The 12,989-nt window shown below is 62.5% G+C and carries 12 protein-coding genes; 10 read left to right on the plus strand and 2 right to left on the minus strand.

Annotation, left to right across the window (positions count from 1 at the left end):
* The first annotated feature begins 103 nt into the window (after nt 1-103).
* Entirely contained in the window at nt 104-3,946 is a 3,843-nt protein-coding gene (locus BN1127_RS10860; protein WP_042649460.1) for a DEAD/DEAH box helicase, read from the plus strand.
* Between the two features lie 119 nt (nt 3,947-4,065).
* On the opposite strand, the gene BN1127_RS10865 is transcribed toward BN1127_RS10860, so the two are convergent.
* Nucleotides 4,066-4,959: a DNA replication terminus site-binding protein gene (locus BN1127_RS10865; protein WP_042649461.1), complete on the minus strand. Its 894-nt coding sequence runs from the start codon at nt 4,957-4,959 to the stop codon at nt 4,066-4,068.
* Between the two features lie 523 nt (nt 4,960-5,482).
* Between BN1127_RS10865 and BN1127_RS10870 the strand changes: the two genes are divergently transcribed.
* The 7 genes from BN1127_RS10870 (at nt 5,483) to BN1127_RS10900 (ending at nt 11,397) form a co-directional block, all read left to right on the plus strand.
* The gene (locus BN1127_RS10870) at nt 5,483-5,692 is read left to right on the plus strand and encodes a DUF1127 domain-containing protein (RefSeq protein WP_005331430.1); all 210 of its coding nucleotides are present in this window, start codon (nt 5,483-5,485) and stop codon (nt 5,690-5,692) included.
* Between the two features lie 272 nt (nt 5,693-5,964).
* Nucleotides 5,965-6,981, plus strand: coding sequence for a succinylglutamate desuccinylase (gene astE, locus BN1127_RS10875; RefSeq protein WP_041206057.1), 1,017 nt, complete (start codon nt 5,965-5,967; stop codon nt 6,979-6,981).
* Nucleotides 6,982-7,242: 261 nt separating this feature from the next.
* Nucleotides 7,243-8,340: a pyruvate dehydrogenase (acetyl-transferring) E1 component subunit alpha gene (gene pdhA / locus BN1127_RS10880; protein ID WP_042649462.1), complete on the plus strand. Its 1,098-nt coding sequence runs from the start codon at nt 7,243-7,245 to the stop codon at nt 8,338-8,340.
* Nucleotides 8,341-8,408: 68 nt separating this feature from the next.
* Nucleotides 8,409-9,395, plus strand: a complete 987-nt coding sequence (locus tag BN1127_RS10885) for an alpha-ketoacid dehydrogenase subunit beta (protein WP_042649463.1) — start codon at nt 8,409-8,411, stop codon at nt 9,393-9,395.
* A 94-nt stretch (nt 9,396-9,489) separates the two neighbouring features.
* On the plus strand, nt 9,490-10,590 hold the full coding sequence (locus BN1127_RS10890; RefSeq protein ID WP_005331437.1) for a dihydrolipoamide acetyltransferase family protein: 1,101 nt from the start codon (nt 9,490-9,492) through the stop codon (nt 10,588-10,590).
* Nucleotides 10,591-10,795: 205 nt separating this feature from the next.
* The gene (locus BN1127_RS10895) at nt 10,796-11,005 is read left to right on the plus strand and encodes a cold-shock protein (protein WP_005331438.1); all 210 of its coding nucleotides are present in this window, start codon (nt 10,796-10,798) and stop codon (nt 11,003-11,005) included.
* Nucleotides 11,006-11,100: 95 nt separating this feature from the next.
* Nucleotides 11,101-11,397 carry a hypothetical protein gene (locus BN1127_RS10900; RefSeq protein ID WP_041206056.1) on the plus strand — a complete coding sequence of 99 codons (297 nt, stop codon included), beginning with the start codon at nt 11,101-11,103 and terminating at the stop codon, nt 11,395-11,397.
* Here BN1127_RS10900 and BN1127_RS10905 read toward each other — a convergent pair.
* Entirely contained in the window at nt 11,384-11,632 is a 249-nt protein-coding gene (locus BN1127_RS10905; RefSeq protein ID WP_025327553.1) for a TIGR02647 family protein, read from the minus strand. The genes BN1127_RS10900 and BN1127_RS10905 overlap by 14 nt on opposite strands.
* A gap of 248 nt (nt 11,633-11,880) precedes the next feature.
* Here BN1127_RS10905 and BN1127_RS10910 point away from each other — a divergent pair, with 248 nt between their 5' ends.
* Nucleotides 11,881-12,438: a hypothetical protein gene (locus BN1127_RS10910; RefSeq protein ID WP_042649464.1), complete on the plus strand. Its 558-nt coding sequence runs from the start codon at nt 11,881-11,883 to the stop codon at nt 12,436-12,438.
* A 94-nt stretch (nt 12,439-12,532) separates the two neighbouring features.
* Nucleotides 12,533-12,925: a DUF2750 domain-containing protein gene (locus tag BN1127_RS10915; RefSeq protein WP_005331447.1), complete on the plus strand. Its 393-nt coding sequence runs from the start codon at nt 12,533-12,535 to the stop codon at nt 12,923-12,925.
* Nucleotides 12,926-12,989: the final 64 nt, after the last annotated feature.

The raw sequence follows: 12,989 nt of genomic DNA on the forward strand, positions 1-12,989 counted from the left end.
TTTATGAGCCTGGCCGCTTTTTTTGTACTAATTCGCGGTTAAGGGTCGAGCCGCCGCCGCTTTCCCGTTAAAATTCCGCCTTTGCACCTGCCCGCGAGTTCTGATGTCAGCCTTCACCCTCTCTTCGGATTGCCATGCCCTGCTCAGCGAGCTGCAACTGCAGCGCGCCGCCAGTACCCGTTATTTGCAAGATACGCTGTACGCGCAGCGCTCGCCCGGGCAGGCGCTGACGGACGCGCTGAACCAGTTGCAACAACAGGGATTGATACGGTTGCGCACCGAGCAGCAGTGGAGCCTGACGGCGGAGGGCTCCCTGACCCTGATCCTGGCGGTGCGGGGAGGGGCCTGCCCCATGCCGGACTGGACCCGGGTCCCCTCGGTCACGGGTCAGGAGATGGCACAAGGGGTGGTGCGCGAACTCTGCCTGGGGGAGGCGGGGCAGATCCCCCCCTACTACCAGAGCGCGGATCTCTTGAGCCTGCTGGACCTGCCCGATGCTCACCGCCTGCTAGCGGGCTCAAGCCCCGCCTGGCAACAACTGTTGCTGGAACACTTCGCCCTGCAGACCCTGCTCGATGCCGAGCCTGAAGCGCACTGGCCGCTGGCGTCCGTGACCGCGGCCTGCGCCCCCGCGCTGGCAAGCCGGCTCGAGGCGCTGGCCAGCGAGTGGGAGTGGCTCTGCGGCCCGCTGACCGGCGAGGTGATCACTCACTGGCCGGCCCTGCAGCAACTGGCCGAGCGGGGGGATGAACAGCCCCTGGCGGAGCGGCTGCTCGGCGCGCTGGGACAGTGGCAGGCAGTGGCGGCGCACGAGCCCTGGCCCAGGATGTTCAGCGCCCTGCTCTGGCTTGGCTGGCTGCAGCAGGCCGATCCCGTGCTCGCCAGCGAGCAGCGCAAGAAGTGGCAGCGCAGCCTCGGCAACCATTTCCCCCTGCTTACGGATCTGCTGGGACAGTGGGCCGGTGATCGCCACGGTCAGGCGATAGGCCTGTTCGATACCCTGCAACTGCCGCTGGAGGAGCTCCACTGGGGCTACCTCTGGCTGGATCTCTGCGCCCTCGCGCGCCACGGCGAGCAGAGCCCCCAGGTCGCCATACTGCACAAGTGGGATCTCTCCCATGTGCTGGAGGCCGAGCCCCGTCATCGCCTGATGGCCTTCTGCCAGGATCTGTTGCGCCTCTTGCTGGGAGAGGGGGCCGAGCGTCCCCCGTTGCAGCAACTGCGTGCCACCCAGGTTCCCGAGGCGGCCAGCGACGCAGAGGATGAGGACAAGACCCCCGCCTCGGCCAGCTGGCTCAACTGGCTGCAGGGGCTGGGGCGCTCCAGCGGCGTGCGCAAGGCGCAGGAGCGGCTGGTATGGTTGCTCCATGCGGAAGGGCCCGAGCTCGAGTGCAAGATCCAGAAGCAGAGCACCAAGGGGGAGTGGACCGCCGGGCGCCGGGTCGATCCTGCCCTGCTCTCCACCCAGTATGCCGCCCTGCTCGACGAGGCGGACTGGGCACTGGTGCGCACCCTGCCAAGGGGCATGAGCAAGCTGCCGCGGGATGCCTGGGCTCCCCTGGCCAGCCATCCGCGCCTGTTCAACGCCAAGGGGCAGAAGCTGCAACTGGCCATCAGCGCCCCCTTGCTGCAGGTGGTCGCCACCGAGCATGGCATGAGCGCCGTTTTGAGCCCGGCCGCCGCGGCGCGAGGGGCGCACATAGTGCCCCTGGCCCAGGATCTGTGGCAGCTCATCCTGACCCCGCAGGCCCTGCTGGACAGACTGCCTGCGCTGGAATCCATCCCGCTGCTGCCGGCCGAAGGGCTCGCCGAGTTGCAACGTACCCTGGACGCCATTCCCGAGCTGCCCTGGCACAGCCAGGTCGAGGGGCTCAGCGGCAATGCCGAGTTGACCCCCTGGCCCGGAGTGCCCTCGGTTCAGCTGGACTGGCAGGATGGTCAGCTGCTGGTCCAGCTGGTGACCCGGGAGGGGGAGCTGCCGCCATTGCCCCTTGGCAAGGGGGAGGCCATAGTGCGCCAGGGCGTCAGGGACTATCACTACTGGCAACGGGATCTGGCTGCCGAGAAGGCCGAGGCCCAGTTGCTGCGCAACCAGCTGCCCATAGGTCTGCCGGGCAACGAATGGAAGCTGGACGGTGAGCAGGCACTGACCCTGGTCAATGCGCTGCCCGAGCTGGTGGACGCCGGAGTGGTCGTTCACTGGCATCAGGACAGCGCCCGTCTCAAGAGCCTCGACGAGGCGGCCCTGAGCCTGCGCATCGAGCGTCGCCAGGACTGGTTCCAGGTGGAGGGGGCACTGGCGCTGGATGAGCACCAGATCCTCGATCTGCGCCTCATCCTGCGCCAGCTGACCCCGGGCCAGCGCACAGTTCAGCTCGACGAGAAGACCAGCCTGATGCTGAGTGACAAGCTGGTGGAGCGCCTCACCATGCTGGGGGCCATGCTGGACACCGAGCAGCGCATCAACAACAAGCTGGCCTACCCCCTGGCCCGCCTGCTGTCGGCGGTGACCACGGCCGGGGATGATGCCTGGCACTCCCTGCAGCAGGAGTGGCAGCAGGAGGTGGAGTGTGCCCCCGAGCTCTTGACGGCGCTGCGGGACTATCAGAAGGACGGGGTGCGCTGGATGGCGACCCTGGCCCACCATGGCTTCGGCGCCTGTCTCGCCGATGACATGGGCCTTGGCAAGACGCTGCAGGCGCTCATGGTGCTGCGCATGCGCCAGCACCTCGGCCCCGCCCTGGTGGTGGTGCCCAAGTCCGTGGTCACCAACTGGCAGGAGGAGGTGACCCGGTTCGCCCCCGAGCTGGAGGTGGTGGTGTTCGAGAATCCCGCCGAGCGGGAGACCCTGATCCAGGAGGCCAAGGCGGGCCAGATCATCCTGGTCAACTACGGCATGCTCGGCAGCCTGGCCCAGTCCCTCAAGTCCCGCCGCTGGGCGAGCATGGTGCTGGACGAGGCGCAGCAGATCAAGAATGCCGGCACCCAGCGTGCCAAGCTGCTGTTCCAGCTCGAGGGGGATTTTCGCCTGGCCCTCTCCGGCACTCCCATCGAGAACCACCTGGGGGAGCTGTGGAGCCTGTTCACCTTCATCAACCCGGGCCTGCTCGGCAGCCTCGGCGAGTTCAAGCGCCGCTTCGGCAAGGCGGTCAAGGATCCCCAGCACATGGCGCTGCTGCGGGCGGTGATCAGCCCCTTCATCCTGCGCCGCCTCAAGCAGCAGGTGCTGACCGAGCTGCCGGACAAGACCGAGATCATCCACCATATCAGCCTCTCCCCCGAGGAGCGTCAGCTCTACGAGGCGACCAGGCGCGAGGTGGTGCAGCAGGTGCAAAGCGCCGATGGCCGCGCCCTGATGCACGTGCTGAGCGGCCTGACCCGCTTGCGGCGGCTCTGCTGCTCCCCCGAGCTGGTGATGCCGGAGTGGTCCCAGACCAGCAGCAAGCTGGACGAGGCCATGGCGCTCCTGGAGGAAGCCATCGATGGCGGCCACCGGGTGCTGGTGTTCAGCCAGTTCGTCGATCTGCTGAGCCTGTTGCGAGCCCGCATCGAGCTCAAAAAATGGGACTACTGCTATCTGGACGGGGGCTGCTCCGCCAAGTCCCGCCAGGAGTCCATACTGCGTTTTCGTCATGAACCGGTTCCCCTGTTCCTCATCAGCCTCAAGGCGGGGGGCACAGGCCTCAACCTGACCCAGGCCGATACAGTGTTGCACCTGGATCCCTGGTGGAACCCGGCGGTGGAGGATCAGGCGAGCGATCGGGCGCACCGCATGGGCCAGACCCAGCCGGTGACAGTCTATCGACTGGTGTGCGAGCAGACGGTGGAGGAGAAGATAGTGGCGCTGCACGACGAGAAGCGGGCCCTGGCCGATGGCCTGCTGAGCGGCCAGTCCGAGGTGCGTGGCCTGGACGTGGAGAGCCTGCGCGCCCTGCTGATGAGCTAGGAGCGGTGCTGCCTGCCTGGGTGCGAGAGGGGGATGGTCCTGGTGACCATCCCCCTTCTCTGTTTCAGGGGCTCATTGCCCGCGTCTGGGGCCCCTCTCATGGGTCTGATTAAGAGGCGCTAGCCCTGATAGCGATAGAGGTGCAGCCGCTCTATGATGGCCTCGCCGCCAATCTTGCGATCCCGCCGCGCCTGGCGCAGCTTGGGCGGATAGTGGCCGAGGTGGGTGACGCTGGGCGGGTTGTCCGAGCAGAGCAGCAGGGGCAGGCTCGCCTTGAGCTGCTGCTTGCGCGGCTCCCTGTCCAGCCAGAGCAGGTTGATCATGGGGTGGGTCTTGACCGGTCGGCGGATCCGCAGCTGCGCATCCGCCGGCAGGCGGCGAATGTCATACACCTCCTGATCCACCATCTTGCTCCACTCCTCGTTGCTGGAGAGCGCCGGTACATAGCGGCGGCTGCGCTCCAGCATCTCCAGCACCTGCTCGCGGCTGAGGCGGCTGATGCTCTGCTTGTCGGCCCAGGTGAAACCGAGGGAATGCAGCTCTCCGGTGAGCAGGGTCAGCTTGCGATAGACCTGCAGGGTGATGACCCCGGGCAGTGCGCCGTGTACCAGTTCGAACTTCTCGTCTCGCCCGCCGGCGGCCTGCACCAAGGCCTTGAAGGCGAGCTTGTGGCCGTTGATCTCGTCGAGCAGCGGGTGCAGCAAGGGGGCGCTGTTGGCGGGGAAGCGCAACCAGCCAGGCAGGCGGTGAGTCGCCTTGGTGGAGCAGCCGGGGCGGGCGCTGTGATCCTGAAAGGCCGTCACGGCCGCGGCCAGTGCCGCCTCCCCCGAGAGATAACCCACCTCGATGGCCTCGATAGGGTCATGCTCTTCCCCTTGCGGCACGGCGGGCAGAGGATAGACATGGGCCTCCAGCAACTCGAGCTGGCCGAGCAGTCTGGCGAGACGGGCAAGGGCGTCTTCCAGCGCGTCCATCTGTTGACGCAGGGCGGCGGTGGGGGTAAAGGTGTCCATCGGCATATCCTGTGTGTTCCCCCAATCCGTCGCCCTAAAGGTGGCGATCAGGGGGCATGATTAAACCACTGTATAAATAACCATACCAGCATGACGGGAAGGCGCCAAGTGCCGCCTTTCAAGCGCGGTGCAAGGGCGGCTGCCGTGGCCGCCTTTCGGGAGTTGCCTGTCTGTATCATCCTGTTAAATAACGATCTTTAAGTGATCCAATGGTTAACAATTGGCGGTGCGGCAGGGGTGGCAGCGTCCTGTCTCGAACTCGGGCTCTGCATAGCTAACGTGGGAAACTGCATAGTTAGAAGCCGATGGGGCAGGAGAAAATGCTGCACGGCTGGGAGGGGGAATCTCTGGCTAATATTTCACATATAAATCAATAATTTGTATTTTTCCCCATGGCGAGATCAGCCATTACTTTTACTAATCTCATGTATCAAAATTCGTCAATTGAGGCGCCTCCTCGCCCTGACTAAGCTTTGCGCATCAAATCCGAGCCTTGCGCAGAACTAGAGAGAGGAGCCATATCATGGCCAACATGACTTATACCGAAGCCGGTTACCAGGATTCCAGCGAATCGAATCTGGTTGCTCGCGTCAAGATGACCGTCCTGACCTGGCTGGAACGCAGCCGCAGCCGTCGCCAGCTCTCCGAGCTGCCCGCCTACCTGCTCAAGGACATTGGTCTGAACGAAGCTGACCGCTATCAAGAGACCACCAAGCCGTTCTGGCGTGGTTGATATACCGGGCATGGATGCCTCGTTTTCTTGCTGATCTGAACTGCTCTGCCTGTGTTTTTCGCCCTCAAACGGGCCTGACTTTTCCCCTGTTGCCGCTTCCCCTCATTTCCCCTTGTCTGTTTTTCCTTCTGTTTGCCCCGTGCGGCATGAGTTGTCATCATCCCTCGCCAACTTTGTATCCTTACTGTTTGAATTTGTTTAAAAATTGATTTTAAGCCCGCCTGCCTTGCGTATAATCCGGCCATAGCATTCCAGACAAGAGGGTGAGATGGATGATTCCCCAGCATGACTTTTTGGCCCTGACCCGCCGCCACGAGTGGCAGCTCGAGCCCTTTGCCTTCGACCTGGCCAACGGCACCCGGGTGAGCGTGTGGGACACCGGCGTGCTCTGCCTGGAGCCCATGGGTCAGTCGCCTGGCGGGCGCAAGGACATAGTGCTCTCCTGCGGCATTCACGGTAACGAAACAGCCCCCATCGAGATCTGCAACCAGCTGCTGACCCGGCTGCTCGGCGGGGAGCTTCAGGCTCGCCACCGGGTGCTCTTCCTCTTTGGCAACCCCGCCGCCATGAACCAGGGGGCACGCGAGGTGGAGGAGAACATGAACCGGCTCTTCTCTGGAGCCCACAGCAAGGGGGAGGGGCTGTGCAACAGGGAGCGCATTCGCGCCATGCGCCTGGAGCAGTATGTGAGCCGCTTCTTCGCCGATCCCGCCCGGCCCCGTTATCACTACGATCTGCACACCGCCATTCGCGGCTCCCGCCACGAGAAGTTTGCGGTCTACCCCTTCCCCCACGAGCGGCCGCACTGCAAGGAGCAGGTGCAGTTCCTCGGGGCCTGCGGGGTGCGCACCATACTGCTCTCGAGCGGCCCGACCACCACCTTCAGCTATTACAGCTCGCATCAGCATGGCGCCCATGCCTTCACGGTGGAGCTCGGCAAGGTGCGCCCCTTTGGCGAGAACGACATGACCCGCTTCATCGAGGCGCGTCAGGCGCTGCAGGAGCTGGTGACCCAGGATGAGGTGGTGCTCGAGCCCTGGCGGGCGGATGACTTCACGATTTTTGCCATCGATCGGGTGATCAACAAGCAAACGGCCGCGTTTCGTTTCCTGTTTGCCAGCGACGTGGACAATTTCACCGAATTTCCCCAGGGATTTGTGCTGGCGGAAGATGGAGATCGGCAGTACAGGGTAGAGAAAGCGCGGGAGGCGGTGGTCTTCCCCAATGCCAACGTGGCCATCGGCCAGCGGACCATGCTGCTGGTGGTGCCGACCCGCCTGTGGGAGTGATCTGAGCCTATTTTTTCACGCCAACCCTGTGCCCCTGGCGGCGTGGCCAGGATAGGCGTGATCCCGAACTCGCCCTGACAGGGAGCCCGAAAGGGCTCCCTTCTTCGTTTCTGCTCGCCGAAAATCTCATCTTCTTTCTGAAATTAAAGAAGTTTCTACTGGTCTTACCTGGCTGAATCACGTTGCTCTTTGATTAACATCTTATTTACATTCTAAGGGTCACCTCATGGTGGTGACGCTGACAACGGCAAGGAGCCAGTTATGACCCATGTCGACATCCCCTTCCTTCGTTACCTCGATGAGGAGGGGCGCCCGGTCGCGACACTGCCGACCTGGCTGGACAAGGCGATGCTGCACACCTTCTACCGCAACATGGTGATGGTGCGCAGTTACGACAAGAAAGCGATAGCACTGCAGCGAACCGGCAAGCTCGGCACCTTTCCCTCCCATCTGGGGGCAGAGGCGGTGGGGATTGGGGTCGGTCTCGCCATGCGGCCGGAGGATGTCTATGTGCCCTACTACCGGGACATGCCCACCCTCTATGTGCGGGGCGTGCCCATGGAGCAGAACCTGCAATATTGGGGCGGAGATGAAAGGGGCAGTGTCTTCTACAAGGCCGATGGCGAGTTGTCGGAAGACTTGCCCATCTGCGTCCCCATCGCCACCCAGATCACCCATGCCGCCGGCATAGCGGCCGCCTTCAAGCTGCGCAGCCAGCCCAGGGTCGCCGTGGTGACCATAGGCGATGGCGGCACCTCCAAGGGAGATTTTCTCGAGGGGCTCAACTGCGCCGGTGTCTGGCACCTCCCCATGGTGATGATCATCAACAACAACCAGTGGGCCATCTCGGTGCCGCGCAAGCTGCAGTCGAGCGCACCGACCCTGGCCCAGAAGGGGATAGGGGCCGGAGTTCGCAGCCTGCAGGTCGACGGCAACGACGTGGTGGCCGTCTATGAGGCGACCCGCGCCGCCATCGAGCGGGCCCGCAGCGGCAAGGGGCCGACGCTTATCGAAGCCGTCAGCTACCGGCTCGGGGATCACACCACTGCCGATGACGCGACCCGCTATCGCGAGGCCGCCGAGGTGGAAGCCGCCTGGGCCAAGGAGCCGATCAAGCGGCTGCGCCAGTTCATGGCCGAGCAGGGCTGGTGGGATGAAACCCGGGAGCAGGCGTTGCTGGCGGAGGCGAGCCGGGAGGTCGAGCGTGCCGTGGCAGCCTATGAAGGCATGGCGCCGCAGGCGCCGGAAACCCTGCTCGATTACCAGTTTGCCGAGCTGCCGAGGGAGTACCGTGCCCAGCGTCAGCGCATCATCGCCAAGGGCATGCAGCAGCGCGGCGGGGAGACACGCCATGAGTGACATGACACTGCGCGATGCGATTCACCTGACATTGCATCACGAGATGGTTCTGGGTCTGGGGAGGCTGCATGAGTGAAATAACGCTGCTCGAAGCGATCAATCTGGCGCTGCATCACGAGATGGAGCACGACCCCGACGTGGTGGTGCTGGGTGAGGATGTGGGGGTCAACGGCGGGGTGTTTCGCGCCACCGTGGGCCTGCGCGACAAGTTCGGCTTCAAGCGAGTGATAGACACGCCGCTGGCGGAGGGGCTGATCGCCGGGGTGGCGGTCGGCATGGCGACCCAGGGGCTCAAGCCGGTGGCCGAGTTCCAGTTCCAGGGCTTCATCTTCCCCGGCATGGAGCAGATCATCTGCCAGGCGGCGCGGATGCGAAACCGCACCCGTGGCCGGCTCTCCTGTCCCATCGTCTACCGCTCCCCCTACGGGGCCGGCATCCATTCGCCCGAGCACCACAGCGAGAGCGTCGAAGCCCTGTTTGCCCATATCCCCGGGCTACGGGTCGTGATCCCTTCGAGCCCGAAGCGGGCTTACGGCCTGCTGTTGTCGGCCATTCGGGATCCGGATCCCGTGATGTTTTTCGAGCCGGATCGCATCTACCGCTCCATGAAGTCGGATGTGGTGGATGACGGCGTCGGCCTGCCGCTGGATGTCTGCTTCACCCTGAGGCCCGGACGGGATCTCACCGTGGTCGCCTGGGGGGCCTGCATTCAGGAGGTGATGCGGGCCGCCGCCCTGCTGGCGGAGCGGGACATCCAGTGCGAGGTGCTGGATCTCGCCACCATCAAGCCGCTGGACATGGAGAGCATCCTGACCTCGGTGCGCAAGACCGGGCGTCTGCTGGTGGTGCACGAGGCGTGCGGCAGCTTCGGGGTCGGTGCCGAAATAGTGGCGCGGGTCACCGAAGAGGCATTGACCTCCCTCAAGGCGCCGCCAAGAAGGCTCACCGGGGTGGATGCCGCTGTGCCCTACTATCGCAACGAGGAGTATTACCTCATCACCGAGCAGGATATCGCGGATGCGGCTCACCAACTGATGGAGAACAAGTGGCTATGACGTTTCTCAACTGTCGGCGCCCAGGCGCACGAGCAAGGAAGAGCCATGAAGTTGGTCAACCTTTGGTGATGTTCCTGCGGATGGAGAACTGGTCATGAAATTTTTCAAATTACCGGATCTGGGCGAAGGATTGGCCGAGGCCGAGATAGTCGAATGGAAGGTCAGCGCCGGCGACACAGTGAGTGTCGATCAGGTGCTGCTGTCGGTGGAAACGGCCAAGGCACTGGTGGATGTGCCCTCGCCGGTGGCGGGGGTGATCGCCAGGCTGTGCGGCCAGGAGGGAGACATACTCCACATCGGCGCTCCCCTGGTGGAGTTTGAGGGGGGGGAGGACGACGGCACCGTGGTAGGCAAGGTCAGCGCCCATCAACAGCACATCGAGGATCACTTCGTGGTGGGTGCCATGGCGCCCGGTGGCGCCCTGGTGCAGGCCATGCCGGCGGTGCGTCTGCTGGCGCAAAAGCTGGGGCTGGACATCGACAGACTCAAGGGCACTGGCAGTGCCGGCATGGTGACCGAGCAGGATGTGCAGAGCGCCTTCGAAGCGTTGCAGAGCAGCGGCAACGAGTTCCTCAAGGGCTCGCGCCGGGCCATGGCCAAGGCGATGGAACACTCCCATCAGACGGTGGTGCCGGTCAGCATCACCGACGAGGTGGACCTGCGTCACTGGCGGGCAGACGAAGACGTGACGGTGCGCCTCATCAAGGCCATCGGGGTGGCGTGTCGTGCCGAGCCTTCCATGAATGCCTGGTTTGACGGGGATACCCTGTCGAGACGGCTGTTCAGGGAGGTCAACGTGGCCATCGCCGTCGACTCCAAACACGGGCTCTATGTGCCGGTGATGGAGAATGTGGCCGAGCGGGAAAGGGCGGACATTCGGCACGGGCTGGATCGGATGATCGCCGATGTGAAGGCGCGCGCCGTACCGCGGGAGATGCTGCAGGGGGCGACCATCACCCTCACCAACTTTGGTGCCATCGCAGGTCGCTACGCCAGCCCTATCGTCACGCCACCCCAGGTGGCCATCATAGGGGCGGGCAAGCTGTTCGAAAAAGTGGTCTTCATCCATGGGGAGGCACGGCCGGTCCGGGCACTGCCCTTGTCGATGACATTTGACCACAGAGCCTGTACCGGCGGAGAGGCAGCGCGCTTCCTCAAAGCCCTGGTTCAGGCACTCGAAGCGGCGGATGCGTAAGTGATTGCACCCTGCCCCTGGCAGGGTGCAAATTTGGTTGCGTAATCGACAAAGGCACGTATAATCTAAACCAGCTTGAAAGGGCGTTAGTTATGTCAATGAATATGATGTTTTGCATCTTTTCCTGTTGTTCATAAGTTAATCCCGTTTTTGAGCTTTATCCGCTGAAAAGCATAAGTAATTATTTTGAATACAGGTTAAAGATATGTCTAACATGATCACCGGTACCGTTAAGTTTTTCAACGAAACCAAAGGTTTTGGCTTCATCCAGCAAGAAAACGGCCCGGACGTTTTCGTTCACTTCAGCGCTATCAGCGGTAACGGTTTCCGTACCCTGGCTGAAGGTCAGCGCGTACAGTTCTCCGTGACCCAAGGTCAGAAAGGCCCGCAGGCTGAGAACGTAACTGCTCTGTAATTCTTACAGAATTTAAGAAAGCCGTGGTACCTCTGGTGCCACGGCTTTTTGTTTTATGGCATATTCATAAACCACGTTTGCCAATGACCATCATCATGATCCCATCACTCTTGCTGACAGTGGCGCTTGCCAATACCACCGTGCCGGATCCCGCGGCAAACGAGGCCGTGACAGTGTGCCAGCAATTCGTGCAGGTCCGTTTGGGCAAGGCTGAGCAGCCCAAGGAGATCAAGGCGCAGCCTGTCCCGAAGCGGGCGGGGGAGTGGTTGATCGATGGCAAGGTAAAAGGACCCGAAGGTCCTTTGTTGTTTGCTTGTCTGCTGCGGCAGGGAAAGCGCTGGGAATTGCTCAACTTCTCGCTCTGGGCGCCGCAGGAACTCAATTCGGCTTGAGCGCCACCAGCAGGTGTTGAAGATGCTCCAGCATGGTCATGCCGAAGGGGGTCAGATAGCCACCATCGACGGCACTGATCATGCCTTGTTGATGCAGACGCTGCGCCGCGAGGCACAACTCTTCAGACATGTCGCTGCGTAACTTGATCCCCAGACTCATGTTCGCCGGATCAAAGCATGCCAGTATTTTCAGCTCATTCACAAAATCGTCAGAAACCTGGTCGATCCCACTCATGGATGCACTCCTTACGCTAAAGATGTATGCAAACTAGCATTCCCGGTTTGACTTTAGTGGGCGCTGGCTCAAAGTATTGGGCTTTGTCTGGGCCGGAGTTGCCCGAACGCTGCTTTTTTGGCCGGAAGCGTCATGCCCCGGCTGGTTGGACTAGCAGAGTCCGCGTGCCGGCAAACATGGTAGAATAGTCTCTCTTTTGTCCTCCTGGCCAGGTATGAACCCAGGTCTTCCAGCTCAAGGCGCGTCTCATGATCACTGTCACACTGGTATCTCTGCTGCACACCCTAGGTCCCCGCTTTCCTGTTTATGCACCGTCCTTGTTGCTCCCCTTGCTCGATGAGCATCAGGGGGATCTCTGGCTGCCATCCATCAAGGGGGCAGATGTCACCGCCCTGCGCCAACATGCCAAGGGGCACGAGGCGCAGAGTCTGGCCCCTCTGGCGGCAGGATGGTGCGATTTCGGGGCTGGCGGCCAGGGTGAGACTCCCGAGCTGGACGCGCTGGCGAGTTACGACGAAGAGATGCTGGACAACCTGCTGATGTACTGGCACAGCCCTGGCAAGATCAACAGCCCGATCACCGATAACCTGTTCGAGCTGCGCCGTGGGGTGGTGGATGAAGCCCATGGCTCCAAGCTGGCGGTCGCCTGGGAGCAGCAGCAGCAGAGACGCTTCGAGCAGATCATGGCAGGGGCTTGGGCCGGTCGGGATCAGCTCTGCTTCGTGGAGGTGGAGTCCGCCTACTGGCTGCGCCAGCGTTTCTGCGAGACGGCGGAGATCACCCTGGTGACCCCGGTGCTGGGCTGAGATAGCCGAAACAGGAGTGACTGAGCACTCTTGCTGGACAAGGCGCCAGCAAGATGTGAACATGTCGCCCTTTATTGAATGAGAGACTTGACCAATGAGCTATGAACTTAGCGACACCGAGCGCAATGCCGCGCTGCAACTGAACGCCGACTACCGCTTTGATCACTTCATCAGCAAGCTGGTCGAGCACGAAGAGCTGTTTGTTCTGACCGACGAGCACGGCGTCATGATGCTGACCACCGAAGACGAAGACTGCATCCCGGTCTGGCCGCATCCGGAATACGCCAAGGCGTGGGCCGAAGGCGAGTGGGCAGATTGCAAGCCGCAGTCCATCACCCTCAAGGTGTGGCTGGATCGCTGGGTTGACGGCATGGAGCAGGACGAGCTCTGCGTGGCCGTGTTCCCGACCCCGGAGCAGGAAGGCATAGTGCTGGATCCGGCCGACGTGGCCGACGCCATCGCACAAAAGCAGGCCAAGCGCGGCTAAGTCCCGCCCAGGCGCTGCTGCCACAAAAAAGACCCCGCCACAGTGCGCAATGCTGTTCACTTAA

Source organism: Aeromonas media (genome assembly GCF_000819985.1).
Lineage (GTDB): Bacteria > Pseudomonadota > Gammaproteobacteria > Enterobacterales > Aeromonadaceae > Aeromonas > Aeromonas media.

Coding starts and splice junctions, on each gene's coding strand:
- BN1127_RS10860 (WP_042649460.1), top strand. CDS start 104: ATGTCAGCCTTCACCCTCTCTTCGGATTGCCATGCCCTGCTCAGCGAG.
- BN1127_RS10865 (WP_042649461.1), bottom strand. CDS start 4,959: ATGGACACCTTTACCCCCACCGCCGCCCTGCGTCAACAGATGGACGCG.
- BN1127_RS10870 (WP_005331430.1), top strand. CDS start 5,483: ATGGCCAACATGACTTATACCGAAGCCGGTTACCAGGATTCCAGCGAA.
- astE (WP_041206057.1), top strand. CDS start 5,965: ATGATTCCCCAGCATGACTTTTTGGCCCTGACCCGCCGCCACGAGTGG.
- pdhA (WP_042649462.1), top strand. CDS start 7,243: ATGACCCATGTCGACATCCCCTTCCTTCGTTACCTCGATGAGGAGGGG.
- BN1127_RS10885 (WP_042649463.1), top strand. CDS start 8,409: ATGAGTGAAATAACGCTGCTCGAAGCGATCAATCTGGCGCTGCATCAC.
- BN1127_RS10890 (WP_005331437.1), top strand. CDS start 9,490: ATGAAATTTTTCAAATTACCGGATCTGGGCGAAGGATTGGCCGAGGCC.
- BN1127_RS10895 (WP_005331438.1), top strand. CDS start 10,796: ATGTCTAACATGATCACCGGTACCGTTAAGTTTTTCAACGAAACCAAA.
- BN1127_RS10900 (WP_041206056.1), top strand. CDS start 11,101: ATGATCCCATCACTCTTGCTGACAGTGGCGCTTGCCAATACCACCGTG.
- BN1127_RS10905 (WP_025327553.1), bottom strand. CDS start 11,632: ATGAGTGGGATCGACCAGGTTTCTGACGATTTTGTGAATGAGCTGAAA.
- BN1127_RS10910 (WP_042649464.1), top strand. CDS start 11,881: ATGATCACTGTCACACTGGTATCTCTGCTGCACACCCTAGGTCCCCGC.
- BN1127_RS10915 (WP_005331447.1), top strand. CDS start 12,533: ATGAGCTATGAACTTAGCGACACCGAGCGCAATGCCGCGCTGCAACTG.